General features: G+C 60.5%; 21 protein-coding genes. All 21 read left to right on the forward strand.

All coding sequences use genetic code 11. The features are described from left to right. The first annotated feature begins 290 nt into the window (after window positions 1-290). The gene (locus L6D63_RS17995; protein ID WP_131670148.1) at window positions 291-2,516 is read left to right on the forward strand and encodes an NADP-dependent isocitrate dehydrogenase; all 2,226 of its coding nucleotides are present in this window, start codon (window positions 291-293) and stop codon (window positions 2,514-2,516) included. Between the two features lie 196 nt (window positions 2,517-2,712). After that, the gene (locus L6D63_RS18000; protein WP_041073236.1) at window positions 2,713-3,159 is read left to right on the forward strand and encodes an NUDIX hydrolase; all 447 of its coding nucleotides are present in this window, start codon (window positions 2,713-2,715) and stop codon (window positions 3,157-3,159) included. 59 nt (window positions 3,160-3,218) lie between these two features. After that, window positions 3,219-4,343, forward strand: a complete 1,125-nt coding sequence (gene mnmA / locus L6D63_RS18005; RefSeq protein ID WP_003223826.1) for a tRNA 2-thiouridine(34) synthase MnmA — start codon at window positions 3,219-3,221, stop codon at window positions 4,341-4,343. Beyond that, window positions 4,340-4,963 (forward strand): high frequency lysogenization protein HflD, encoded by a 624-nt coding sequence (gene hflD, locus L6D63_RS18010; RefSeq protein ID WP_003223824.1) that lies wholly within the window; start codon window positions 4,340-4,342, stop codon window positions 4,961-4,963. Before mnmA ends, hflD begins: the two co-directional genes overlap by 4 nt. A 127-nt stretch (window positions 4,964-5,090) precedes the next feature. Next, window positions 5,091-6,461, forward strand: coding sequence for an adenylosuccinate lyase (gene purB / locus L6D63_RS18015; RefSeq protein ID WP_047291732.1), 1,371 nt, complete (start codon window positions 5,091-5,093; stop codon window positions 6,459-6,461). Window positions 6,462-6,547: 86 nt separating this feature from the next. Further along, the gene (locus L6D63_RS18020; protein ID WP_041073232.1) at window positions 6,548-7,720 is read left to right on the forward strand and encodes a ribosomal protein uL16 3-hydroxylase; all 1,173 of its coding nucleotides are present in this window, start codon (window positions 6,548-6,550) and stop codon (window positions 7,718-7,720) included. Then, window positions 7,713-8,138, forward strand: a complete 426-nt coding sequence (locus L6D63_RS18025) for a GNAT family N-acetyltransferase (RefSeq protein ID WP_003223818.1) — start codon at window positions 7,713-7,715, stop codon at window positions 8,136-8,138. Before L6D63_RS18020 ends, L6D63_RS18025 begins: the two co-directional genes overlap by 8 nt. A 278-nt stretch (window positions 8,139-8,416) precedes the next feature. After that, the gene (locus tag L6D63_RS18030) at window positions 8,417-9,178 is read left to right on the forward strand and encodes a secretin N-terminal domain-containing protein (RefSeq protein WP_131670147.1); all 762 of its coding nucleotides are present in this window, start codon (window positions 8,417-8,419) and stop codon (window positions 9,176-9,178) included. A 473-nt stretch (window positions 9,179-9,651) separates the two neighbouring features. Beyond that, a complete protein-coding gene (gene aceA, locus L6D63_RS18035) occupies window positions 9,652-10,977 on the forward strand; it encodes an isocitrate lyase (protein ID WP_041073228.1) in 1,326 nt (441 codons plus the stop codon). Window positions 10,978-11,717: 740 nt separating this feature from the next. Continuing rightward, window positions 11,718-12,131 carry an NADH-quinone oxidoreductase subunit A gene (locus tag L6D63_RS18040; RefSeq protein ID WP_003223812.1) on the forward strand — a complete coding sequence of 138 codons (414 nt, stop codon included), beginning with the start codon at window positions 11,718-11,720 and terminating at the stop codon, window positions 12,129-12,131. Between the two features lie 10 nt (window positions 12,132-12,141). After that, window positions 12,142-12,816, forward strand: a complete 675-nt coding sequence (locus L6D63_RS18045; RefSeq protein WP_003223809.1) for a NuoB/complex I 20 kDa subunit family protein — start codon at window positions 12,142-12,144, stop codon at window positions 12,814-12,816. Between the two features lie 69 nt (window positions 12,817-12,885). Further along, the gene (gene nuoC, locus L6D63_RS18050) at window positions 12,886-14,670 is read left to right on the forward strand and encodes an NADH-quinone oxidoreductase subunit C/D (RefSeq protein ID WP_041073225.1); all 1,785 of its coding nucleotides are present in this window, start codon (window positions 12,886-12,888) and stop codon (window positions 14,668-14,670) included. A gap of 2 nt (window positions 14,671-14,672) precedes the next feature. Next, window positions 14,673-15,170 carry an NADH-quinone oxidoreductase subunit NuoE gene (gene nuoE / locus L6D63_RS18055; protein WP_003223804.1) on the forward strand — a complete coding sequence of 166 codons (498 nt, stop codon included), beginning with the start codon at window positions 14,673-14,675 and terminating at the stop codon, window positions 15,168-15,170. Beyond that, window positions 15,167-16,522, forward strand: a complete 1,356-nt coding sequence (nuoF, locus tag L6D63_RS18060; RefSeq protein WP_127651032.1) for an NADH-quinone oxidoreductase subunit NuoF — start codon at window positions 15,167-15,169, stop codon at window positions 16,520-16,522. The genes nuoE and nuoF overlap by 4 nt, the downstream gene beginning before the upstream one ends. 136 nt (window positions 16,523-16,658) lie before the next feature. Beyond that, the gene (gene nuoG, locus L6D63_RS18065) at window positions 16,659-19,373 is read left to right on the forward strand and encodes an NADH-quinone oxidoreductase subunit NuoG (protein WP_131670146.1); all 2,715 of its coding nucleotides are present in this window, start codon (window positions 16,659-16,661) and stop codon (window positions 19,371-19,373) included. After that, window positions 19,370-20,377, forward strand: a complete 1,008-nt coding sequence (nuoH, locus tag L6D63_RS18070) for an NADH-quinone oxidoreductase subunit NuoH (protein ID WP_047291723.1) — start codon at window positions 19,370-19,372, stop codon at window positions 20,375-20,377. Before nuoG ends, nuoH begins: the two co-directional genes overlap by 4 nt. Window positions 20,378-20,388: 11 nt before the next feature. Then, complete coding sequence (gene nuoI, locus L6D63_RS18075) at window positions 20,389-20,937, forward strand: NADH-quinone oxidoreductase subunit NuoI (RefSeq protein ID WP_003223795.1); 549 nt, start codon at window positions 20,389-20,391, stop codon at window positions 20,935-20,937. Between the two features lie 9 nt (window positions 20,938-20,946). Next, window positions 20,947-21,447 carry an NADH-quinone oxidoreductase subunit J gene (gene nuoJ, locus L6D63_RS18080; RefSeq protein ID WP_041073216.1) on the forward strand — a complete coding sequence of 167 codons (501 nt, stop codon included), beginning with the start codon at window positions 20,947-20,949 and terminating at the stop codon, window positions 21,445-21,447. Window positions 21,448-21,450: 3 nt separating this feature from the next. Beyond that, on the forward strand, window positions 21,451-21,759 hold the full coding sequence (gene nuoK, locus L6D63_RS18085) for an NADH-quinone oxidoreductase subunit NuoK (protein WP_003180046.1): 309 nt from the start codon (window positions 21,451-21,453) through the stop codon (window positions 21,757-21,759). After that, window positions 21,756-23,609 carry an NADH-quinone oxidoreductase subunit L gene (gene nuoL, locus L6D63_RS18090; RefSeq protein WP_095666946.1) on the forward strand — a complete coding sequence of 618 codons (1,854 nt, stop codon included), beginning with the start codon at window positions 21,756-21,758 and terminating at the stop codon, window positions 23,607-23,609. The genes nuoK and nuoL overlap by 4 nt, the downstream gene beginning before the upstream one ends. 39 nt (window positions 23,610-23,648) lie before the next feature. Then, on the forward strand, window positions 23,649-25,181 hold the full coding sequence (gene nuoM / locus L6D63_RS18095) for an NADH-quinone oxidoreductase subunit M (protein ID WP_027614661.1): 1,533 nt from the start codon (window positions 23,649-23,651) through the stop codon (window positions 25,179-25,181). Window positions 25,182-25,188: the final 7 nt, after the last annotated feature.

The raw sequence follows: 25,188 nt of genomic DNA on the forward strand, positions 1-25,188 counted from the left end.
AATGGACGAGACCGGTTGCATATGAACCATCGGCAGATTGCCAGCTACCTATGTATAATGCCGCCCGCTGACCAAAGGGTCACGACGGCTGGCCTCTCTAGCACGAGACTTTCCGCCTGATTGGTCGGGTTGTTACCGCAGCCTGACTGCTTGACGCTCAACGATGCACCCAACATCACCGCGAAGATTCTCGACATTCGGTTCATGGATGACTTTGAACGAACGCGCTTACCCGGCGCCCCTCGAGTTTCTGCGCACGCTTTAGCAAAGAAGAGAGAGTTAATCCGAATATGCCCACCCGCTCGAAGATCATCTATACCTTCACCGACGAAGCTCCAGCCCTCGCCACCTATTCCCTGCTGCCGATCATCGAGGCTTACACCGCCTCGGCCGATATCGCCGTGGAAACCCGCGATATCTCTCTTGCAGCACGCATCCTGGCCAGCTTCCCCGAGCAACTGGGCGACAAAGCCGTAGCCGACCACCTCGCCGAACTGGGCGCCCTGGCCGTTACGCCTGAAGCCAACATCATCAAGCTGCCGAACATCAGTGCTTCGGTACCTCAGCTGCAAGCGGCAATCAAAGAGCTGCAAGCCCAGGGTTACAACCTGCCGGACTACCCGGAAACCGTGACCAACGACGCCGAAAAAGAAGCCAAGGCGCGTTACGACAAGGTCAAGGGCAGCGCCGTGAACCCGGTTCTGCGTGAAGGCAACTCCGACCGCCGTGCTCCGCTGTCGGTCAAGAACTATGCGCGCAAGCACCCGCACAAAATGGGCGCCTGGGCCAAAGACTCCAAGTCCCACGTCGCTCACATGAGCACCGGCGATTTCTACGGCAGCGAAAAAGCTGCCCTGATCGACGCCGCTGACGCTGTGAAGATCGAACTGATCGCCAAAGATGGCACCGCGACCGTCCTGAAAGAAAAAACCAGCGTTCAGGCCGGCGAGATCCTCGACTGCGCCGTGATGAGCAAAAACGCCCTGCGCGCGTTCATCGCCGCCGAAATCGACAGCGCCAAGGCGCAAGGCGTACTGCTCTCGGTGCACCTGAAAGCGACCATGATGAAGGTTTCCGACCCGATCATGTTCGGCCAGATCGTTGCCGAGTTCTATAAAGACGCCCTGACCAAGCACGCTGACGTGCTGGCCCAGATCGGCTTCAACCTGAACAACGGCATTGGCGATCTGTACGCGCGCATCAAGGCCCTGCCGGCCGAGCAGCAAGCGCAGATCGAAGCCGATATCGCCGCGGTCTACGCCGCGCGTCCGTCGCTGGCGATGGTCAACTCCGACAAGGGCATCACCAACCTGCACGTGCCGAGCGACGTCATCGTCGACGCCTCGATGCCGGCGATGATCCGTGACTCCGGCAAGATGTGGGGCACCGACGGTCAACTGCACGACACCAAGGCAGTGATCCCGGATCGTTGCTACGCCACCATCTACCAGGCCGTGATCGAAGATTGCAAAGCCAACGGTGCGTTCGATCCGACCACCATGGGCAGCGTGCCAAACGTCGGCCTGATGGCGAAGAAAGCCGAAGAGTACGGCTCGCACGACAAGACGTTCCAGATCAAGGCTGACGGCGTGGTTCGCGTCACCGACAGCAAGGGCAACCTGCTGATGGAACAGGCTGTTGAAGCCGGCGACATCTTCCGCATGTGCCAGACCAAAGACGCGCCGATTCAGGACTGGGTCAAACTGGCCGTCAACCGCGCTCGCGCCAGCAACACCCCGGCGATCTTCTGGCTGGACCCGATGCGCGCCCACGACGGCGTGGTCATCGAGAAGGTTCAGGCGTACCTGAAGGATCACGACACCAGCGGTCTGGACATCCAGATCATGGCGCCGGTCGACGCCATGAAGTACACCCTGCAGCGCACGCGCGAAGGCAAGGACACCATTTCGGTGACCGGCAACGTCCTGCGCGACTACCTGACCGACCTGTTCCCGATCATGGAACTGGGCACCAGCGCCAAGATGCTGTCGATCGTGCCGCTGATGAACGGTGGTGGCCTGTTCGAAACCGGCGCTGGCGGTTCGGCGCCGAAGCATGTGCAGCAACTGGTCGAAGAGAACTTCCTGCGCTGGGACTCGCTGGGCGAATTCCTCGCGCTGGCAGCGTCCCTCGAGCATTTGGGTGTGAACTACAACAACCCGAAAGCACTGGTTCTGTCCAAGACCCTGGATCAGGCCACTGGCCAGTTCCTCGACAACAACAAGTCGCCATCGCGCAAAGTCGGCAACATCGACAACCGCGGCAGCCACTTCTACCTGGCGCTGTACTGGGCTCAGGCCCTGGCCGCCCAGACCGAAGACGCTGCACTGCAAGCGCAGTTCGCGACGCTGGCCAAAACCCTGACCGAGAACGAGGCGACCATCGTTGCCGAACTCAACGCCGTGCAGGGCAAGCCAGTGGACATCGGTGGTTACTACCACGCCGACGCCGAGCTGATCAGCAAGGCCATGCGCCCAAGCGCAACCTTCAACGCGGCGATTGCTGCGCTGGTTTAAGGTTGTAAGGGAACATCACAAACCCCGGCCCTGTGCCGGGGTTTGTGTTTCCAAACACAACACGAAACCCTGTGGGAGCTGGCTTGCCAGCGATAGCGGTGGATCAGGCACTTTCAATGGTGAATGATAAGCCGCCATCGCTGGCAAGCCAGCTCCCACAGTGAATCGGTTAAACCTGGATATTGAGGAAGGTTTTATGGAATGGCTCCCCCACATCACCGTCGCCACCATCGTCGAAGACAATGGCCGCTTCCTGATGGTCGAAGAACACAAGGCCGGGCGTAACGTGCTGAACCAGCCCGCCGGCCATCTCGACCCGGACGAAACCCTGATTGACGCCGCCATCCGCGAAACCCTTGAGGAAACCGGCTGGGACGTCGAACCCACTGGCGTGATCGGGATTTACCTGTACACCGCGCCAAGCAACGGCGTGACTTACCAGCGCGTGTGCTTCAGCGCCAAAGCGGTGAAACACCACCCGGACTATCAACTCGACGACGGCATCGTCGGCGCCAAGTGGTTGACCCGCAGCGAATTAATCGCCCAGCGCGACAATTGGCGCAGCGAGCTGATCATCCGCTGCATCGACGACTATCTGGCCGGCCATCACTTCAGTCTGGAACTGATCCGCCCTTCTCTTTAGCCTTGAGGCCGTGAGCCTGCTAGAATCGCGTCCTTTTTCAAGACACTCATTGAATCCCTATGCGTGATCCAGCCCCTTCTGACACATCCAAGAAGCGCGTCATTGTCGGCATGTCCGGCGGCGTGGACTCTTCCGTTTCCGCTCTCCTGCTGATCGAGCAGGGTTACGAGGTGGAAGGCCTGTTCATGAAGAACTGGGAAGAAGACGACGGAACGGAATACTGCACCGCCATGGATGACCTGGCGGATGCCCAGGCCGTGTGCGACAAGATCGGCATCAAGCTGCACACCGCCAACTTTGCCGCCGAGTACTGGGACAACGTGTTCGAGCACTTCCTCGCCGAATACAAAGCCGGGCGCACGCCGAACCCGGACATCCTGTGCAACCGCGAGATCAAGTTCAAGGCATTCCTCGACTACGCCATGATGCTTGGCGCCGACCTGATCGCCACCGGCCACTATGTGCGCCGTCGCGACATCGATGGCCGCACCGAACTGCTCAAGGGCCTCGATCCGAACAAGGACCAGAGCTATTTCCTGCACGCCGTCGGCGGCGAACAGATTGCCAAGACCCTGTTCCCGGTCGGTGAACTGGAAAAGCCCGAAGTGCGTGCGATTGCCGAGAAATACGAGCTGGCGACCGCCAAGAAGAAGGATTCCACCGGAATCTGCTTCATCGGCGAACGACGCTTCAGCGATTTCCTCAAGCAATACCTGCCGGCGCAACCGGGCGAGATCAAGACCACCGAAGGCGAAGTCATCGGCCGTCACCACGGCTTGATGTACCACACCATCGGTCAGCGTCAGGGCCTGGGTATCGGCGGTCTGAAAGATGCCGGCGACGAGCCGTGGTACGTGTTGCGCAAGGATCTGGACACCAACGAGCTGATCGTCGGTCAGGGCAACAACCATCCGTGGCTGTTCTCCAGCGCCCTGCTCGCCTCGGAAATCTATTGGGTCAACCCGATCGACCTGAGCCAGCCACTGCGCCTCACTGCCAAAGTGCGTTATCGCCAGAGCGACCAGGCTTGCACCCTGGAAAAAACCGCCAGCGGCTATCGCGCCGTGTTCGACGAGCCGCAGCGCGCTGTCACCCCGGGCCAGTCCGTGGTGTTCTACGACGGTGAAATCTGCCTCGGCGGCGGCGTGATCGAAGTTGCCGAGCCGTGGAGCGGCCAGGCATGAGCCCGACTCAGGAGCAACTGACGGCGCTGGGCGGCGTGTTTCTCGCCGCCGTGCTGGTCGACCGGATCGCCAAGACCGGGCAGACCAGCGAGGCCGGCCTGAGCTGCATGCTCGGCAGCCTGCTGGTACGCGACCCGAAGGACACACTGGATGTGTACGGCGGCGACGACCTCAATCTGCGCGAAGGCTACCGTGCATTGATCGGCGCTCTTGAGCGCGACCCCAGCACCCTGCAGCGCGAGCCGCTGCGGTACGCCCTGTCGATGCTCGGCCTTGAGCGCCAATTGGCCAAACGAGACGACATGCTCGACACCATCGGCAAGCGCTTGCCGCAGATCCAGTCACAGGTCGAACATTTCGGCCCGGCCCACGAAAACGTGATCGCCGCTTGCGGTGCGCTGTATCAGGACACTTTGAGCACACTGCGCCAGCGGATTCAGGTGCATGGCGACATGCGCAACCTGCAACAACCGAGCAATGCCTCGAAAATCCGCGCCCTGCTGCTGGCCGGCATCCGTTCGGCGCGCCTGTGGCGACAGCTCGGCGGCCACCGCTGGCAGTTGGTGATCAGCCGGCGCAAGCTGCTCAAAGAGCTGTATCCGTTGATGCGCAGCGAGTAAATCGTCGCGCGATAAAAGTTTTGTAGTCTGTAGCGCGTAATACGCCGGTCAGTTGGCAACGGACCGGCGGATTTTTTCATGTATGATACGCGCCCCATTTCGTTGCCCGACTGTCCGAGAACACCCCATGCAGCTCTCTTCGCTCACTGCGGTTTCCCCTGTTGACGGCCGCTACGCCGGCAAAACCCAGGCCCTGCGCCCGATTTTCAGCGAGTACGGCCTGATCCGTGCCCGCGTCCTGGTTGAAGTGCGCTGGCTCCAGCGCCTGGCCGCCCACGCCGGTATCCCGGAAGTGCCCGCCTTCTCCGCCGAGGCCAACGCCGTTCTGAATGAACTGGCTGAAAACTTCTCGCTGGAGCACGCCGAGCGCGTCAAAGAGATCGAGCGCACCACCAACCACGACGTCAAGGCGATCGAATACCTGCTCAAAGAGCAGGCGGCCAAACTGCCGGAGCTGGCCAAGGTCAGCGAGTTCATTCACTTTGCCTGCACCAGTGAAGACATCAACAACCTGTCCCACGCCCTGATGCTGCGCGAAGGCCGTGACGACGTGATGCTGCCGCTGATGCGCCAGACTGCCAACGCCATCCGCGAACTGGCGATCCGTTTCGCCGACGTGCCGATGCTGTCGCGCACTCACGGCCAGCCGGCCTCCCCAACCACGCTGGGCAAAGAGCTGGCGAACGTGGTTTACCGCCTCGAGCGTCAGATCGCTCAAGTCGCTGCCGTGCCGCTGCTGGGCAAGATCAACGGTGCCGTGGGCAACTACAATGCGCACCTGTCGGCCTACCCGCAGATCGACTGGGAAGCCAACGCCCGCGCGTTCATCGAAGACGAGCTGGGCCTGGGCTTCAACCCGTACACCACACAGATCGAACCGCACGACTACATCGCCGAGCTGTTTGACGCCATTGCGCGCTTCAACACCATCCTGATCGACTTTGACCGTGACATCTGGGGCTACATCTCCCTGGGTTACTTCAAGCAGCGCACCATCGCCGGTGAAATCGGTTCGTCGACCATGCCGCACAAGGTCAACCCGATCGACTTCGAAAACTCCGAAGGCAACCTGGGCATCGCCAACGCACTGTTCCAGCACCTGGCGAGCAAACTGCCGATCTCCCGCTGGCAGCGCGACCTGACCGACTCCACCGTACTGCGCAACCTTGGCGTGGGCTTTGCTCACAGCGTGATTGCCTACGAAGCCAGCCTCAAAGGCATCAGCAAACTCGAGCTCAACGCCGACAAGATTGCTGCCGATCTGGACGCTTGCTGGGAAGTATTGGCCGAGCCGATCCAGACCGTGATGCGCCGCTACAACATCGAAAACCCGTACGAGAAGCTGAAAGAACTGACCCGCGGCAAGGGCATCAGCCCTGAAGCGCTGCAGACTTTCATCGACGGCCTGGACATGCCAGCCGAAGCGAAAGCCGAGCTGAAACAGCTGACCCCGGCCAACTACATCGGTAACGCTGTAGCGCAAGCCAGACGCATCTGATTCACCGCTTGACCCGTTTGAGACGCCCGGCCGCGCCGGGCGTTTTTATTCCCGTCTGAAAAATGCTTTTTTTCAATAGGTTACACATGAATCCTGATACTCCTCTTCAACTTCTGGGCGGTCTTACGGCGCGCGAATTCATGCGCGATTACTGGCAGAAAAAGCCGCTGCTGATCCGTCAGGCCATTCCTGACTTCGAAAGCCCGATCGACGCCGACGAACTGGCCGGCCTGGCCCTGGAAGAAGAGGTCGAGTCGCGCCTGGTGATCGAGCACGGCGAGCGCCCGTGGGAGCTGCGTCGCGGCCCGTTCGCCGAAGACGAATTCAGCAAACTGCCGGAAAAAGAGTGGACTTTGCTCGTTCAGGCCGTTGATCAATTCGTCCCGGAAGTCAGCGAACTGCTGGAAAACTTCCGCTTCCTGCCGAGCTGGCGCGTCGATGACGTGATGATCAGCTTCGCCGCTCCGGGTGGCAGCGTCGGTCCGCACTTCGACAACTACGACGTATTCCTGCTGCAAGGCCACGGCAAGCGCAACTGGAAGATCGGCCAGATGTGCGACTCCGAGAGCCCGCTGCTGCAACACGCGGATCTGCGCATCCTCGCCGAATTCCACGAAACCGAAGAGTGGGTGCTGGAACCGGGCGACATGCTCTACCTGCCACCGCGCCTGGCCCACTGCGGTGTCGCGGTCGACAACTGCATGACCTACTCGGTCGGTTTCCGCGCGCCGAGCGCCTCTGAAGTGTTGACCCATTTCACTGACTTCCTCAGCCAGTTCCTGACTGACGAAGAACGCTACACCGACGCCGATGCGAAACCGGTCAGCGATGATCCGCATCAGATCCAGCACGACGCACTCGGCCGCCTGAAAAGCCTGCTCGCCGAACACATGAGCGACGAACGCCTGCTGCTGACCTGGTTCGGCCAATACATGACCGAGCCGCGCTACCCGGAACTGGTGGTCGGCCCGGAAGACGTTGAAGAAGATGACTTCCTCAATGCCCTGCAGGACGGTGCGGTGCTGATCCGCAACCCGAGCGCGCGCCTGGCCTGGTCGGAAGTCGATGACGATCTGCTGCTGTTCGCCAGCGGTCAGAGCCGTTACCTGCCGGGCAAGCTGCGCGAGTTGTTGAAGATGATCTGCGCCGCCGATGCGCTGCACGTCGACAACCTCGGCGAGTGGCTGAACGACGAAGACGGTCGCGGCCTGCTGTGTGAGCTGGTCAAACAGGGCAGCCTGGGATTTGCCGATGAATAAGATTCGCGTACGTGTCGCAGACTGGCAAAAGGACAACGCCGAGATCCGGCGCATTCGTGAAACGGTGTTCATCGCCGAACAATCAGTGCCACCCGAGCTTGAATGGGACGCCGATGACGCGACCGCCGTGCATTTTCTGGCGTTCGAAGGCGACTTTCCGATCGGTACCGCCCGCCTGCTGCCCGACGGGCACATTGGCCGGGTGTCGGTACTGAAGGACTGGCGCGGGATGAAGGTGGGCGATGCGCTGATGCAAGCGGTCATCGCCGAAGCCGAAGCCCGCGGCCTGCAGCAGCAGATGCTCAGCGCGCAGGTACAGGCCACAGCGTTCTATGAGCGCCTGGGCTTCAGCCTGGTCAGTGAGGAATTCCTTGAAGCCGGGATTCCGCATGTCGATATGGTTCGGCATTCGGCTTGATCAGTAGAGCTCCTGAGACCTCCATTGATTTTGTGATCTCTGGAGATCCTGTGGTGAGGGGATTTATCCCCGATGGGTCGCGGAGCGGCCCCAAAATTTCAGGTCTGCTTCGCAGCCATCGGGGATAAATCCCCTCACCACAAAGGCCCTTGAGCGCCCACTCAAAACGCCCCGCCATTTTCGGATGCCGGGGCGTTTTGCTGTCTACGATTCAACTTGCCCCACCCCGGGCCGACAAACTGGCAATATCAAGCCTTTCGAAAGCGGAGATAACGGACATGTCCCTACGCACCCTGCTCACCACCCTGCTGCTCGGCTGCAGTTTTTCGGTGATGGCAGCCACAGAAATCGTGCCCCTCAATTACCGCACCAGTGCCGATATGCTGCCGATGGCGCAGGACTTCATCGGCAAGGACGGTCAGGTCAGCGCCTATGGCAATCAACTGATCATCAAGGCCGAGCCGGACAAGATCCAGGAACTCAAGGCGCTGATCACTCAACTCGACACTGCGCCCAAACGCCTGCTGATCACGGTCGATACCAATGAAAACAACGACCGTGGCGATGAAGGCTACTCGGTCAACGGCGCCCAGCCGAACCAGACCCGCATCATCAGCCGCAGCACCGCCAGCCGTGATGGCGGCGTGCAGCAGGTGCAAGCCACCGACGGCATGCCGGCGCTGATTCAAGTCGGTCAAAGTGTGCCGATCACCAGCAGCCAGACCAACTCCTACGGCGATTACAGCAGCCAGACGCAATACCGCAACGTCACCCAGGGTTTCTACGTGACCGCGAGCGTTACCGGCGACATCGTTCACCTGGCAATCAGTACCAACCGTGACCGCATGAGCCAGGAACGTCCCGATGTAGTGAACGTGCAAAGTACCGACACAACAGTCAGCGGACGCCTGGGCGAATGGATCACTCTCGCCGGGGTGAATCGCCAGACTCAGGCCGACAAACAGGGGCTGACCCGCAGCTACTCGACTCAAGGCCGGGATGACATGACCTTGCGGGTCAAAGTCGACTCTCTGGACTAAAGCACCGAAAACTGACTGATTAGTCGTATTAGACGAAAGATGTAGTGCTTGAAAAAAAGCACTACAAAACGTTTGACGAGCCAAAAAAGCGAAGGCATGATGGCCTCGCTCCCGCTAATCAGAGGCCCTGGCAAGGGCCTTCGAAGTGACGTCCGCACCTACCCCGCGAACCGCTTCGTGTCTGTACCGCCCACAAGGTGTGTTTGACGAGGTTGCCGACTGGAACGAAGTTGTCCCGAGGGACGGAAGCGTAATTAGGTAACCCGGCTTCACGCTGTAGAACGTATAAAGGCCCACGACGCCCGAATGCGCACGCAGTCCGCCACTACCTGCTCACTTCCCCTCGAGCCCATCGTTCATCCCGTCGCCTACCCCGCCGAACCCGACCTGACCGCCTAAGCTTCTGGTCAGCGAGCGCAGGAATTTTCCACCGCAGAACAACTTTTCATAAAGACGCGACGAGGTTTATCTCCATGGCACTGACACGCGAACAGCAAATTGCAGCCCTTGAAAAAGACTGGGCTGAAAACCCGCGCTGGAAAGGCGTGACTCGCACTTACTCCGCTGCTGACGTCGTCCGTCTGCGTGGCTCGGTTCAACCTGAGCACACCTTTGCAAAAATGGGCGCCGAGAAGCTGTGGAACCTGGTGACCCAGGGTGCCAAGCCGTCCTTCCGCCCAGAGAAAGATTTCGTCAACTGCATGGGCGCCCTCACCGGCGGCCAGGCTGTTCAGCAGGTCAAGGCCGGCATCCAGGCGATCTACCTGTCGGGCTGGCAGGTGGCTGCGGACAACAACTCCGCAGAATCGATGTACCCGGACCAGTCGCTGTACCCGGTGGACTCGGTGCCAACCGTGGTCAAGCGCATCAACAACTCGTTCCGTCGTGCCGACCAGATCCAATGGAAAGCCGGCAAGAACCCGGGTGACGAAGGCTACATCGACTACTTCGCGCCAATCGTGGCTGACGCCGAAGCCGGTTTCGGCGGCGTACTGAACGCCTACGAACTGATGAAGAGCATGATCGAAGCAGGCGCCGCCGGCGTGCACTTCGAAGACCAGCTGGCTTCCGTGAAGAAGTGCGGCCACATGGGCGGCAAGGTGCTGGTTCCTACCCAGGAAGCCGTGCAGAAGCTGACCGCTGCTCGTCTGGCTGCCGACGTTGCCGGTGTACCGACCATTATCCTGGCCCGTACCGACGCCAACGCTGCCGACCTGCTGACTTCCGACTGCGACCCGTACGACCAGCCGTTCGTGACTGGCACCCGTACCCAGGAAGGTTTCTACAAGGTTCGCGCCGGTCTGGACCAGGCCATCGCCCGTGGCCTGGCCTACGCACCGTACGCCGACCTGATCTGGTGCGAAACCGCCAAGCCGGACCTGGAAGAAGCCCGTCGCTTCGCCGAAGCGATCAAAAAGGAATACCCGGACCAGATCCTGTCGTACAACTGCTCGCCTTCCTTCAACTGGAAGAAAAACCTGGACGACGCAACCATCGCCAAGTTCCAGCGCGAACTGTCCGCCATGGGCTACAAGCACCAGTTCATTACCCTGGCCGGCATTCACAACATGTGGCACAGCATGTTCAACCTGGCGCACGACTACGCCCGCAACGACATGACTGCCTACGTGAAGCTGCAGGAGCAGGAATTCGCTGACGCCGCCAAGGGTTACACCTTCGTGGCTCACCAGCAGGAAGTGGGCACCGGCTACTTCGACGACATGACCACCGTAATCCAGGGCGGCACGTCCTCGGTCACCGCGCTGACCGGTTCGACCGAAGAAGAACAGTTCCACTGATTCGGCTTCGCTGAGCAAACGGCCTTTGCGGATCGTATAAAAAGCTAACCGCAAAGCCGCAAGACTGACGCCCCGACTGGTTCGGGGCGTTTTTTTGCCCGCAGAATTCCACCGCCCTGCAGGAACTGCCGCAGGCTGCGATCTTTTGATCTTGTCTTTAAAAAGCAAAGTCAAAAGATCGCAGCCTTCGGCAGCTCCTACAAAGGGTAGATCCTGCAACGACCCTTGTGGGAGCGAGCCTGCTCGCGAAAGCGTAGTGTCGCCTGCACATGCGGCGACTGACCCACCGCATTCGCGAGCAGGCTCATTCCACACGTTTCGTCTTCAGCCCCCGAGACAAAACATTGACCCAGAGCGGTATAGACGACACAAAAATCAGCTAAAACGCTCGCCACCGCTACTTGCAGTAACAGGCATATAAGACAACTTTCTGTTTACTGCACCGCTAAACAGTTACAAAACCAGTGCAAACGATATCAATTATCATTTAGCAGCAACTATGTTCGTTACATTTCCCACAAAACATAATTCGCCAAAACCTGGCTAATGCCCGCACTGCAAGGGCTACAGGGCACCGGAGGTACGCTATGTCCTTATTCCAATAAATAATTTCGCTATAGGAATTTTACTTGCCGGGTGTTTAGCCATAAAATCAGCGCGATTGATTGCTGCGACATATCGTCACTGCCTATTTCTTTATCAAGCTCAGAGACCTTTGCTCTCTGTTAAGGATTACCAGCATGCCCGAAGCGACAGGACTCATGGCCCACAACTGGGGCTTTGCCATTTTCCTTCTGGGTGTCGTCGGCCTGTGCGCCTTCATGCTTGGCGTCTCCAGCCTCCTCGGGTCAAAAGCCTGGGGCCGCAGCAAAAACGAACCGTTCGAGTCCGGCATGCTACCTACAGGTGGCGCCCGCTTGCGGCTCTCAGCCAAATTCTATCTGGTCGCGATGCTGTTCGTGATCTTCGATATCGAAGCCCTCTTTCTCTTTGCATGGTCTGTGTCCGTCCGCGAAAGCGGCTGGACCGGATTCGTCGAAGCTCTCGTTTTCATAGCAATTCTGTTGGCAGGTCTTGTCTACCTGTTCCGAGTGGGCGCCCTTGACTGGGCTCCGGAAGCTCGTCGCAAGCGGCAGGCGAAGCTGAAACAATGAGGCTTTGGCAATGCAATACAATCTCACCAGAATCGACCCCGATGCTCCTAACGAGCAGTATCCGATCGGCGAACGGGAAACCGTTTCCGATCCGTTAGAGGATCAAGTCCACAAAAACATTTTCATGGGCAAGCTCGAAGACGTGCTGAGTGGCGCGGTCAACTGGGGGCGTAAAAACTCCCTGTGGCCGTACAACTTCGGCCTTTCGTGCTGCTACGTGGAAATGACCACCGCCTTCACGGCGCCCCACGACATCGCGCGCTTTGGCGCCGAAGTTATCCGGGCATCACCGCGTCAGGCCGACTTCATGGTTATCGCCGGTACCTGCTTCATCAAGATGGCGCCGATCATTCAGCGTCTCTACGAGCAGATGCTCGAACCGAAGTGGGTGATCTCCATGGGTTCGTGCGCCAACTCCGGTGGCATGTACGACATCTACTCCGTGGTTCAAGGGGTGGACAAGTTCCTGCCCGTGGACGTCTACGTACCTGGCTGCCCGCCTCGTCCGGAAGCATTCCTTCAAGGCTTGATGCTGTTGCAGGAATCGATCGGACAGGAGCGTCGTCCGCTTTCCTGGGTCGTTGGCGACCAAGGCGTCTATCGCGCCGACATGCCTTCGCAGAAGGAACAGCGCCGCGAACAGCGAATCGCAGTCACCAACCTGCGCAGCCCTGACGAAGTCTGATCCAGTCTGTTTCAAAGAAACGAGAAGCTGGCTTCATTCTTTACGTTGACCGAAAGCGAAAAAATAACCATGACTACAGGCAGCGCTCTGTACATCCCGCCTTATAAGGCAGACGACCAGGATGTGGTCGTCGAATTGAACAACCGTTTTGGCGCCGAAGCGTTCACCGCTCAGTCGACCCGCACCGGCATGCCGGTGCTGTGGGTGGCGCGCGCCAGACTCGTCGAAGTCCTGACCTTCCTGCGCAACCTGCCCAAGCCGTACGTCATGCTCTATGACCTGCACGGCGTGGACGAGCGTCTGCGCACCAAGCGTCAGGGGCTGCCATCGGGCGCCGACTTCACCGTGTTCTATCACCTCATGTCGCTTGAGCGTAATAGTGACGTGATGATCAAAGTCGCCTTGTCCGAAAGCGACCTGAGCTTGCCGACCGTCACCAGCATCTGGCCGAACGCCAACTGGTACGAGCGTGAAGTCTGGGACATGTACGGCATCGACTTCAAAGGCCACCCGCACCTGTCGCGCATCATGATGCCGCCGACCTGGGAAGGTCACCCGCTGCGCAAGGACTTCCCGGCGCGCGCCACCGAATTCGATCCGTTCAGCCTCAACCTCGCCAAGCAACAGCTTGAGGAAGAAGCCGCGCGCTTCCGTCCTGAAGACTGGGGCATGAAGCGTTCCGGGGCCAACGAGGACTACATGTTCCTCAACCTGGGTCCGAACCACCCTTCTGCGCACGGTGCGTTCCGCATCATTCTGCAGCTGGACGGTGAAGAGATCGTCGACTGCGTGCCGGACATCGGTTACCACCACCGTGGCGCCGAGAAGATGGCCGAGCGTCAGTCCTGGCACAGCTTCATCCCGTACACCGACCGTATCGACTACCTCGGCGGGGTGATGAACAACCTGCCGTACGTGCTCTCGGTCGAAAAGCTGGCCGGCATCAAGGTGCCAGAGAAGGTCGACGTCATCCGCATCATGATGGCCGAGTTCTTCCGGATCACCAGCCACCTGCTGTTCCTCGGTACCTACATCCAGGACGTCGGCGCCATGACTCCGGTATTCTTCACCTTCACCGACCGCCAGAAGGCGTACACGGTGATCGAAGCCATCACCGGTTTCCGTCTGCACCCAGCCTGGTACCGCATCGGCGGCGTCGCCCACGACCTGCCACGCGGCTGGGAAAAACTGGTGAAAGACTTCGTTGAATGGCTGCCAAAGCGCCTCGACGAATACACCAAGGCCGCCCTGCAGAACAGCATTCTCAAGGGTCGTACCATCGGCGTTGCCCAGTACAACACCAAAGAGGCGCTGGAATGGGGCGTCACCGGTGCCGGCCTGCGTTCCACCGGTTGCGACTTCGACCTGCGTAAAGCGCGTCCATACTCCGGCTACGAGAACTTCGAGTTCGAAGTGCCGCTGGCTGCCAACGGCGATGCCTACGACCGCTGCATGGTGCGCGTCGAAGAGATGCGCCAGAGCGTCAAGATCATCGATCAGTGCCTGCGCAACATGCCGGAAGGCCCGTACAAGGCGGATCACCCGCTGACCACGCCGCCACCGAAAGAGCGCACGCTGCAGCACATCGAAACCCTGATCACGCACTTCCTGCAGGTTTCGTGGGGCCCGGTCATGCCGGCCAACGAATCCTTCCAGATGATCGAAGCGACCAAGGGCATCAACAGTTATTACCTGACGAGCGACGGCGGCACCATGAGCTACCGTACCCGGATCCGTACTCCGAGCTTCGCGCATCTGCAACAGATCCCTTCGGTGATCAAAGGCAGCATGGTCGCGGACTTGATTGCGTACCTGGGTAGTATCGACTTCGTTATGGCCGACGTGGACCGCTAAGCATGAACAGCACGCTTATCCAGACAGACCGTTTCACCTTGAGTGAAACCGAGCGCTCGGCCATCGAGCACGAGCTGCATCACTACGAAGACCCGCGCGCGGCGTCGATCGAAGCCCTGAAGATCGTTCAGAAGGAACGCGGCTGGGTGCCGGATGGCGCCCTGTACGCGATCGGCGAGATCCTCGGCATCCCGGCCAGCGACGTTGAAGGCGTGGCGACGTTCTATAGCCAGATCTTCCGTCAGCCGGTCGGCCGCCACATCATTCGCGTTTGCGACAGCATGGTCTGCTACATCGGCGGCCACGAGTCGGTGGTCAGCGAGATCCAGAACAATCTGGGCATCGGCCTGGGTCAGACCACCGCCGACGGTCGTTTCACCCTGCTGCCGGTCTGCTGCCTCGGCAACTGCGACAAGGCACCGGCGCTGATGATCGACGACGACACCTTTGGCGACGTGCAGCCTGCCGGCGTGGCCAAACTGCTCGAGGGCTACGTATGACCCTGACATCTTTCGGTCCTGCCAACCGCATCAAGCGTTCGGCCGAGACTCACCCGCTGACCTGGCGCCTGCGTGATGACGGCGAGGCCGTGTGGCTCGACGAATACCAGGCCAAGAACGGTTACGCCGCCGCGCGCAAAGCCTTCGCCGACATGGCCCAGGACGACATCGTCCAGACCGTGAAAGACGCCGGCCTCAAAGGTCGCGGCGGTGCAGGCTTCCCCACTGGCGTGAAGTGGGGCCTGATGCCCAAGGACGAATCCATCAACATCCGCTACCTGCTGTGCAACGCGGACGAGATGGAGCCGAACACCTGGAAAGACCGCATGCTGATGGAGCAACTGCCCCATCTGCTGATCGAAGGCATGCTGATCAGTGCCCGCGCACTGAAAACCTACCGTGGCTACATCTTCCTGCGTGGCGAGTACACCACCGCCGCCAAGCACCTGAACCGTGCCGTGGAAGAAGCCAAGGCTGCAGGCCTGCTGGGCAAGAACATCCTGGGCAGCGGCTTCGATTTCGAACTGTTCGTCCACACCGGCGCCGGGCGTTACATCTGCGGTGAAGAAACCGCACTGATCAACTCCCTCGAAGGCCGCCGCGCCAACCCGCGCTCCAAGCCGCCCTTCCCTGCCGCTGTCGGCGTGTGGGGCAAGCCGACCTGCGTGAACAACGTCGAAACCCTGTGCAACGTGCCGGCGATCATTGCCGACGGCGTTGACTGGTACAAATCGTTGGCCCGCGAAGGCAGCGAAGACATGGGCACCAAGCTCATGGGCTTTTCCGGCAAGGTCAAGAACCCTGGCCTGTGGGAACTGCCGTTCGGCGTTACCGGTCGCGAGCTGTTCGAAGACTACGCCGGCGGCATGCGCGACGGTTACAAGCTCAAGGCCTGGCAGCCAGGTGGCGCCGGTACCGGTTTCCTGTTGCCAGAACACCTCGACGCACAAATGTACGCCGGCGGCATCGCCAAAGTGGGCACCCGGATGGGTACCGGCCTGGCGATGGCGGTGGACGACAGCGTCAACATGGTCTCCCTGCTGCGCAACATGGAGCAGTTCTTCGCCCGCGAATCCTGCGGTTTCTGCACCCCGTGCCGTGATGGCTTGCCATGGAGCGTCAAGCTCTTGATGGCCATCGAAGAAGGTCGCGGTCAGCCAGGCGACATCGAGACCCTGCTGGGTCTGGTCGGCTTCCTCGGCCCAGGCAAGACCTTCTGTGCTCACGCACCGGGTGCCGTGGAGCCGCTGGGCAGTGCCATCAAATACTTCCGTCCAGAGTTCGAAGCCGGTATTGCGCCTGCAAGCGCCACCGTCCCGCCTCTGGCAAGGCCGATCGTAGTCGGCGCGTAAACGCTTAAAAAGGCGAAGGGTCCGTGCCCTTCGCCTTTCGTCCGATGACGCCTTTCGGGGCTGACTGGATTCGGACGGATAACAAGATTCCATTAGCCACGCCCGCTGACACCGGGCCAACGAAGACCTTTGAACCATGGCCACTATCCACGTAGACGGCAAAGCGCTCGAAGTCGACGGGGCAGACAACCTGTTACAGGCATGTCTGTCGCTGGGCCTCGACATCCCTTATTTCTGCTGGCACCCCGCGCTTGGTAGCGTCGGGGCTTGCCGCCAGTGCGCGGTCAAACAGTACACCGACGAGAACGACACCCGTGGTCGCATCGTCATGTCCTGCATGACCCCTGCCACCGACAACACCTGGATCTCCATCGACGATGAAGAATCCAAGGCGTTCCGCGCCAGCGTTGTCGAATGGCTGATGACCAACCACCCGCACGACTGCCCAGTGTGCGAGGAAGGCGGTCACTGCCACCTGCAAGACATGACGGTGATGACCGGCCACAACGAGCGCCGTTACCGCTTCACCAAACGCACCCACCAGAACCAGCAACTGGGCCCGTTCATTTCCCACGAAATGAACCGCTGCATCGCTTGCTACCGCTGCGTGCGTTTCTACAAGGATTACGCCGGCGGCACCGACCTCGGTGTATTCGGCGCCCACGACAACGTGTACTTCGGTCGCGTTGAAGACGGCACCCTCGAAAGCGAGTTCTCCGGCAACCTCACCGAGGTCTGCCCGACCGGTGTGTTCACCGACAAGACGCACTCCGAGCGCTACAACCGTAAATGGGACATGCAGTTCTCCCCGAGCATCTGCCATGGCTGCTCCAGCGGTTGCAACATCTCCCCGGGCGAGCGTTACGGCGAACTGCGTCGCATCGAAAACCGTTTCAACGGTTCGGTGAACCAGTACTTCCTGTGCGACCGTGGCCGTTTCGGTTATGGCTACGTCAACCGCACCGACCGTCCACGTCAGCCGCTGCTGGCGGACGGCACCAAGCTGAGCGTCGACGCTGCGCTGGATAAAGCCGCTGACCTGCTGCGCGGGCGCAACATCGTCGGTATCGGTTCGCCGCGTGCCAGCCTCGAAAGCAACTACGCGCTGCGTGAGCTGGTCGGTGCCGAGCACTTCTACTCCGGTATCGAAGCCTCCGAACTGGAACGCATCCGCCTGGTCCTGCAAGTGCTGAAAGACAGCCCGTTGCCCGTGCCGAACATGCGTGACATCGAAGACCACGACGCCGTGTTCGTCCTTGGTGAAGACCTGACCCAGACCGCCGCCCGTATGGCGCTGGCCCTGCGTCAGTCGGTCAAAGGCAAGGCCGAAGACATGGCCGAAGCCATGCGCGTGCAGCCATGGCTCGACGCTGCGGTGAAGAACATCGGTCAGCACGAACTGAACCCGCTGTTCATCGCCAGCCTGGCCGAAACCAAGCTCGACGACATCGCCGAAGAATGCGTTCACGCCGCTCCGGATGACCTGGCACGCCTCGGTTTCGCCGTGGCTCACGTGCTGGACGCCAGCGCCCCGGCCGTTGAAGGTCTGGACGCCGAAGCCCTTGAACTGGCCAAGCGCATCGCCGACGCCCTGCTCGCCGCCAAGCGTCCGCTGATCATCGCCGGTACTTCGCTGGGTTCCAAAGCCTTGATCGAAGCCGCGGCGAACATCGCCAAAGCCCTGAAGCTGCGCGAGAAGAATGGTTCGATCAGCCTGATCGTGCCGGAAGCCAACAGCCTCGGCCTGGCCATGCTCGGTGGCGAATCGGTCGACGCGGCGCTGCAAGCCGTGATCGATGGCAAGGCCGACGCCATCGTCGTGATGGAAAACGATCTGTACACCCGCACCTCGAAAGCCAAGGTCGATGCCGCGCTGAACGCTGCGAAAGTAGTGATCGTTGCCGACCACCAGAAAACCGCCACCACCGATCGCGCGCAACTGGTGCTGCCAGCGGCGAGCTTCGCGGAAGGCGACGGTACGCTGGTCAGCCAGGAAGGCCGCGCCCAGCGCTTCTTCCAGGTTTTCGATCCGCAATACATGGATGCGAGCATCCTGGTTCACGAAGGCTGGCGCTGGCTGCACGCCCTGCGCTCGACCCTGCTGAACCAGCCGATCGACTGGACGCAACTCGACCACGTCACCGCTGCCGTGGCGTCGAGCACCGAGCAACTGGCGCGTATCGTCGATGCCGCGCCGTCTGCCGCGTTCCGCATCAAGGGTCTGAAACTGGCGCGTGAGCCGCTGCGTTATTCCGGTCGCACCGCGATGCGCGCCGACATCAGCGTTCACGAACCGCGCACCCCGCAAGACAAAGACACCGCGTTCGCCTTCTCCATGGAAGGTTACTCGGGCTCGGCCGAACCGCGTCAGCAGGTGCCATTCGCCTGGTCGCCGGGCTGGAACTCGCCGCAAGCCTGGAACAAGTTCCAGGACGAAGTCGGTGGTCACCTGCGTGCTGGCGACCCGGGCACCCGCCTGATCGAAAGCACCGGTGATTCGCTGAACTGGTTCGCTGCTGCTCCGCGCGCATTCAACCCGGCGCCGGGCACCTGGCAGGCCGTGCCGTTCTACCACCTGTTCGGCAGCGACGAAAACTCGTCGAAAGCCGCACCGGTACAGGAACGCATCCCGGCTCCGTACGTGGCGCTGGCCAAATCCGAAGCGGACCGCCTGGGCGTCAACGACGGTGCCCTGCTGAGCCTGAACGTGGCCGGCCAGACCCTGCGTCTGCCGCTGCGCATCAATGAAGAACTGGGCGCTGGTCTGGTGGCTTTGCCTGCGGGCATCGCCGGCATTCCACCGGCATTCGCCGGCCTGTCCGTCGACGGTCTGCAGGAGGCAGCGCAATGACCTGGTTCACCCCTGAAGTGATCGATGTGATCCTGACGGTCGTCAAAGCCATCGTGATTCTGCTGGCCGTTGTGGTCGCCGGCGCATTGCTCAGCTTTGTCGAACGTCGCCTGCTGGGCTGGTGGCAGGACCGTTACGGTCCGAACCGCGTCGGCCCGTTCGGCATGTTCCAGATCGCCGCCGACATGCTGAAGATGTTCTTCAAGGAAGACTGGACCCCGCCGTTTGCCGACAAGGTGATCTTCACCCTGGCACCGGTGGTGGCCATGTCCGCCCTGCTGATCGCCTTCGCAATCATCCCGATCACCCCGACCTGGGGCGTGGCGGATCTGAACATCGGCCTGCTGTTCTTCTTCGCCATGGCCGGTCTGTCGGTCTACGCGGTGCTGTTCGCCGGCTGGTCGAGCAACAACAAGTTCGCCCTGCTCGGCAGCTTGCGTGCCTCGGCGCAGACCGTGTCCTACGAAGTGTTCATGGGCCTGGCCCTGATGGGCATCGTGGTGCAGGTCGGCTCGTTCAACATGCGCGACATCGTCGAGTACCAGGCGCAGAACCTGTGGTTCATCATTCCGCAGTTCTTCGGCTTCTGTACTTTCTTCATCGCTGGCGTCGCCGTGACTCACCGTCACCCGTTCGACCAGCCGGAAGCGGAACAGGAACTGGCCGACGGTTACCACATTGAATACGCCGGTATGAAATGGGGCATGTTCTTCGTCGGTGAATACATCGGCATCATCCTGATCTCGGCGCTGCTGGTCACCCTGTTCTTCGGTGGCTGGCACGGTCCGTTCGGCATCCTGCCGCAACTGTCCTTCGTCTGGTTCGCACTGAAGACCGCGTTCTTCATCATGCTGTTCATCCTGCTGCGCGCATCCATCCCGCGTCCGCGTTATGACCAGGTGATGGATTTCAGCTGGAAATTCTGCCTGCCACTGACCCTGATCAATTTGCTGATAACCGCTGCGGTTGTGTTGTGGAACACACCTGCGGTTGCGGTTCAGTGAGGATTTGACCCATGTTCAAATATATTGGCGACATCGTTAAGGGTACCGGTACCCAGTTGCGCAGCCTGGTCATGGTCTTCGGCCATGGCTTTCGCAAGCGCGACACCCTGCAATACCCGGAAGAGCCGGTCTACCTGCCACCACGCTACCGTGGTCGCATCGTCCTGACCCGCGACCCCGATGGCGAAGAACGTTGCGTAGCCTGCAACCTGTGCGCCGTGGCTTGCCCGGTAGGTTGCATCTCGCTGCAGAAAGCTGAAACCGAAGACGGTCGCTGGTACCCGGACTTCTTCCGTATCAACTTCTCGCGCTGCATTTTCTGCGGTCTCTGCGAGGAAGCCTGTCCGACCACCGCGATCCAGCTGACCCCGGATTTCGAGATGGCCGAGTTCAAACGTCAGGACCTGGTGTACGAGAAAGAAGATCTTTTGATCTCCGGCCCCGGCAAAAACCCTGATTACAACTTCTATCGTGTTGCAGGTATGGCAATCGCTGGCAAGCCGAAAGGCTCCGCGCAGAACGAAGCTGAACCGATCAACGTGAAGAGCTTGCTGCCTTAAGGAAGAACGATGGAATTCGCTTTCTATTTCGCATCGGGTATCGCGGTTGTGTCCACGCTACGTGTGGTCACCAACACCAACCCTGTGCACGCCCTGCTCTACCTGATCATCTCGTTGATCGCCGTGGCCATGACCTTCTTTGCACTCGGCGCACCATTCGCCGGCGTGCTGGAAGTGATCGCCTACGCCGGCGCCATCATGGTGCTGTTCGTGTTCGTGGTGATGATGCTGAACCTGGGCCCCGCCTCGGTTCAGCAGGAACGTAGCTGGCTCAAGCCCGGCATCTGGGCAGGACCGGTGATTCTCGCCGCCCTGCTGCTGGCCGAACTGCTGTATGTGCTGTTCGCTCACCAGAGCGGTCAGGCCATCGGCCACACCACCGTCGATGCAAAAGCCGTGGGCGTCAGCCTGTTCGGCCCGTATCTGCTGGTGGTCGAACTCGCCTCGATGCTGCTGCTCGCCGCAGCCGTCACGGCGTTCCATTTGGGCCGTAACGAGGCGAAGGAGTAAGACATGCCTGCTATCCCTCTCGAGCATGGATTGGCCGTTGCCGGCATCCTGTTCTGCCTTGGTCTGGTCGGCCTGATGGTCCGCCGCAACATTTTGTTCGTGTTGATGAGTCTGGAAGTGATGATGAACGCCTCTGCCCTGGCCTTCATCGTCGCTGGCGCCCGCTGGGCACAACCGGATGGACAGATCATGTTCATCCTGGTGATCAGCCTGGCAGCCGCCGAAGCCAGTATTGGCCTGGCGATCCTGCTGCAACTGTATCGCCGCTTCCACACGCTCGATATCGACGCTGCCAGTGAGATGCGCGGATGAACCTAATCTTTCTGACTTTTGTATTCCCTCTGATCGGTTTCCTGCTGCTGTCGTTCTCCCGTGGACGCTGGTCGGAAAACCTCTCGGCGCTGATCGGCGTGGGCTCCATTGGCTTGTCGGCGATTGTTGCCGCCTACGTCATCTGGCAATTCAACGTCGCGCCTCCCGAGGGCGGTCACTACACGCTGGTGCTGTGGAAGTGGATGGCGGTCGAAGGTTTCAAGCCTGACTTCGCCCTCTACATCGACGGCCTGTCGATCACCATGCTCGGCGTGGTGGTGGGCGTGGGTTTCCTGATCCACCTGTTCGCGTCCTGGTACATGCGCGGTGAAGCGGGTTACTCGCGCTTCTTCTCGTACACCAACCTGTTTATCGCCAGCATGCTGTTCCTGGTGCTCGGCGATAACCTGTTGTTCCTGTACTTCGGTTGGGAAGGCGTGGGCCTGTGCTCGTACCTGTTGATCGGTTTCTACTACAGCAACCGCAACAACGGTAACGCCGCACTCAAGGCCTTCATCGTGACCCGGATCGGCGACGTGTTCATGGCCATCGGCCTGTTCATCCTGTTCCAGCAAGTGGGCACGTTGAACATCCAGGAACTGCTGGTGCTGGCACCGCAGAAATTCCAGGCCGGCGACTTCTGGATCACCCTGGCGACCCTGATGCTGCTGGGTGGTGCGGTCGGTAAATCGGCGCAACTGCCGCTGCAAACCTGGCTCGCGGACGCGATGGCCGGCCCGACTCCGGTGTCGGCACTGATCCACGCCGCGACCATGGTGACAGCGGGTGTCTACCTGATCGCCCGTACCCACGGCCTGTTCACCCTGGCGCCGGAAATCCTGCACCTGGTCGGCATCGTCGGTGGTGTGACCCTGGTTCTCGCAGGTTTCGCCGCCCTGGTACAGACCGACATCAAACGTATCCTCGCCTACTCGACCATGAGCCAGATCGGCTACATGTTCCTGGCGCTGGGCGTGGGTGCCTGGGATGGCGCGATTTTCCACCTGATGACCCACGCCTTCTTCAAGGCCCTGCTGTTCCTTGCTTCCGGTGCGGTGATCGTTGCCTGCCACCACGAGCAGAACATCTTCAAGATGGGCGGTCTGTGGAAAAAACTGCCACTGGCCTACGCCAGCTTCATCGTCGGTGGTGCTGCACTGGCCGCCCTGCCCCTGGTCACCGCCGGCTTCTACTCCAAGGACGAAATCCTTTGGGAAGCGTTCGCCAGCGGCAACCACGGTCTGCTTTACGCCGGTCTGGTCGGCGCGTTCATGACGTCGCTGTACACCTTCCGCCTGATCTTCATCACGTTCCACGGTGAAGCCAAGACCGAAGCCCACGCCGGTCACGGCATCGCTCACTGGCTGCCGCTGTCGGTGCTGATCGTGCTGTCGACTTTCGTCGGCGCGATGATCGTGCCGCCGCTGCACGGCGTACTGCCGGAGAGCGTCGGCCATGCCGGTGGCGAAGCCAAGCACAGTCTGGAAATCGCCTCGGGCGCCATCGCTCTGGCCGGTATCCTGCTGGCGGCCCTGCTGTTCCTCGGCAAGCGTCGCTTCGTGACCGCGATCGCCAACAGCGGCATCGGCCGTTTCCTTTCGGCCTGGTGGTTCGCTGCCTGGGGCTTCGACTGGATCTACGACAAACTGTTCGTCAAGCCGTACCTTGCGATCAGCCATGTACTGCGCAGAGACCCGCTCGACCAGACCATCGGTCTGATCCCGCGTATGGCCAAGGGTGGTCACACCGCCCTGAGCCGCACCGAGACCGGTCAACTGCGTTGGTATGCCGCCTCGATGGCTGCTGGTGCCGTGCTGGTAATCGGCGCCATCGTGCTGGTAGCGGTCTGATATGAACCTTGCGAATTTGCGAAAGGAAACGAGCCCGTCATGATTCTGCCTTGGCTAATCCTGATCCCCTTCATCGGCGGCCTGCTGTGCTGGATGGGTGAGCGCTTCGGCGCTACCCTCCCCCGCTGGATTGCGCTGTTGACCATGACCCTGGAACTCGCCCTCGGCCTCTGGCTGTGGGCCCACGGTGACTATTCATTTGCGCCGGCGCCTGGTGCCGATCCGACCTGGGCACTTGAGTTCAAGCACGTCTGGATCCAGCGCTTTGGCATCAACGTGCACCTGGCCCTCGACGGCCTGTCGCTGTTGATGATCCTGCTGACCGGTCTGCTGGGTATCCTCTCGGTACTCTGCTCGTGGAAAGAGATTCAACGTCACGTTGGCTTCTTCCACCTGAACCTGATGTGGATCCTGGGCGGCGTTGTCGGCGTGTTCCTCGCCCTCGACCTGTTCATGTTCTTCTTCTTCTGGGAAATGATGCTGGTGCCGATGTACTTCCTCATCGCGCTCTGGGGTCACAGTTCTTCGGACGGCAAGAAAACCCGGATCTACGCGGCGACCAAGTTCTTCATCTTCACTCAGGCTTCCGGCCTGATCATGCTGGTGGCGATCCTCGGTCTGGTACTGGTCAACTTCAACAACACCGGCGTGATTACCTTCAACTACGCCGACCTGTTGAAGACCAAGATGTCGATGACCACCGAGTACATCCTGATGCTCGGCTTCTTTATCGCCTTCGCGGTCAAGCTGCCCGTGGTGCCGTTCCACTCCTGGTTGCCTGATGCCCACGCCCAGGCGCCGACTGCCGGTTCCGTCGACCTCGCCGGTATCCTGCTGAAAACCGCGGCCTACGGTCTGCTGCGTTTCGCCTTGCCGCTGTTCCCGAATGCTTCGGCCGAGTTCGCGCCGATCGCCATGACCCTCGGTCTGATCGGGATCTTCTACGGTGCGTTCCTCGCGTTCGCGCAAACCGACATCAAGCGTCTGATCGCCTTCTCGTCCGTTTCCCACATGGGCTTCGTGTTGATCGGCATCTACTCCGGCAGCCAACTGGCGCTGCAAGGTGCAGTGATCCAGATGCTGGCGCACGGTCTGTCGGCCGCGGCACTGTTTATCCTCAGCGGTCAGCTGTACGAGCGTCTGCACACTCGGGACATGCGTGAGATGGGCGGTCTGTGGTCGCGTATCGCTTATCTGCCGGCGATCAGCCTGTTCTTTGCAGCCGCCTCTCTGGGTCTGCCGGGTACCGGTAACTTCGTCGGCGAGTTCCTGATCCTGATCGGTACGTTCGCCAGTGCGCCATGGATCACCGCGATCGCCACCTCCGGTCTGGTGTTCGGTTCGGTCTACTCGCTGATCATGATCCACCGTGCCTACTTCGGTCCGTCGAAATCGGATTCGATCCTGCACGGCATGGACGGTCGCGAACTGACCATGGTGCTGGGCCTTGCGGCGCTGCTGATTTACCTCGGCGTCTACCCGCAACCGTTCCTCGACACTTCCGCCGCCACGATGCATGGCGTGCAGCAGTGGCTCGGCACCGCCTTCACTCAACTCGCTTCGGCCCGGTAAGAGCGCT

The sequence above is a fragment of the Pseudomonas parakoreensis genome (assembly GCF_021602155.1).
Lineage (GTDB): Bacteria > Pseudomonadota > Gammaproteobacteria > Pseudomonadales > Pseudomonadaceae > Aquipseudomonas > Aquipseudomonas parakoreensis.

What these genes read in the sequence shown, in the direction of transcription:
- nuoE (WP_003223804.1), top strand. Translation starts at nt 14,673, where the DNA reads ATGAACAGCACGCTTATCCAGACAGACCGTTTCACCTTGAGTGAAACC.
- hflD (WP_003223824.1), top strand. Translation starts at nt 4,340, where the DNA reads ATGAGCCCGACTCAGGAGCAACTGACGGCGCTGGGCGGCGTGTTTCTC.
- L6D63_RS18000 (WP_041073236.1), top strand. Translation starts at nt 2,713, where the DNA reads ATGGAATGGCTCCCCCACATCACCGTCGCCACCATCGTCGAAGACAAT.
- L6D63_RS18030 (WP_131670147.1), top strand. Translation starts at nt 8,417, where the DNA reads ATGTCCCTACGCACCCTGCTCACCACCCTGCTGCTCGGCTGCAGTTTT.
- nuoL (WP_095666946.1), top strand. Translation starts at nt 21,756, where the DNA reads ATGAACCTAATCTTTCTGACTTTTGTATTCCCTCTGATCGGTTTCCTG.
- mnmA (WP_003223826.1), top strand. Translation starts at nt 3,219, where the DNA reads ATGCGTGATCCAGCCCCTTCTGACACATCCAAGAAGCGCGTCATTGTC.
- purB (WP_047291732.1), top strand. Translation starts at nt 5,091, where the DNA reads ATGCAGCTCTCTTCGCTCACTGCGGTTTCCCCTGTTGACGGCCGCTAC.
- L6D63_RS18025 (WP_003223818.1), top strand. Translation starts at nt 7,713, where the DNA reads ATGAATAAGATTCGCGTACGTGTCGCAGACTGGCAAAAGGACAACGCC.
- nuoJ (WP_041073216.1), top strand. Translation starts at nt 20,947, where the DNA reads ATGGAATTCGCTTTCTATTTCGCATCGGGTATCGCGGTTGTGTCCACG.
- nuoC (WP_041073225.1), top strand. Translation starts at nt 12,886, where the DNA reads ATGACTACAGGCAGCGCTCTGTACATCCCGCCTTATAAGGCAGACGAC.
- nuoK (WP_003180046.1), top strand. Translation starts at nt 21,451, where the DNA reads ATGCCTGCTATCCCTCTCGAGCATGGATTGGCCGTTGCCGGCATCCTG.
- L6D63_RS17995 (WP_131670148.1), top strand. Translation starts at nt 291, where the DNA reads ATGCCCACCCGCTCGAAGATCATCTATACCTTCACCGACGAAGCTCCA.
- nuoI (WP_003223795.1), top strand. Translation starts at nt 20,389, where the DNA reads ATGTTCAAATATATTGGCGACATCGTTAAGGGTACCGGTACCCAGTTG.
- nuoF (WP_127651032.1), top strand. Translation starts at nt 15,167, where the DNA reads ATGACCCTGACATCTTTCGGTCCTGCCAACCGCATCAAGCGTTCGGCC.
- nuoG (WP_131670146.1), top strand. Translation starts at nt 16,659, where the DNA reads ATGGCCACTATCCACGTAGACGGCAAAGCGCTCGAAGTCGACGGGGCA.
- L6D63_RS18020 (WP_041073232.1), top strand. Translation starts at nt 6,548, where the DNA reads ATGAATCCTGATACTCCTCTTCAACTTCTGGGCGGTCTTACGGCGCGC.
- nuoM (WP_027614661.1), top strand. Translation starts at nt 23,649, where the DNA reads ATGATTCTGCCTTGGCTAATCCTGATCCCCTTCATCGGCGGCCTGCTG.
- aceA (WP_041073228.1), top strand. Translation starts at nt 9,652, where the DNA reads ATGGCACTGACACGCGAACAGCAAATTGCAGCCCTTGAAAAAGACTGG.
- L6D63_RS18040 (WP_003223812.1), top strand. Translation starts at nt 11,718, where the DNA reads ATGCCCGAAGCGACAGGACTCATGGCCCACAACTGGGGCTTTGCCATT.
- nuoH (WP_047291723.1), top strand. Translation starts at nt 19,370, where the DNA reads ATGACCTGGTTCACCCCTGAAGTGATCGATGTGATCCTGACGGTCGTC.
- L6D63_RS18045 (WP_003223809.1), top strand. Translation starts at nt 12,142, where the DNA reads ATGCAATACAATCTCACCAGAATCGACCCCGATGCTCCTAACGAGCAG.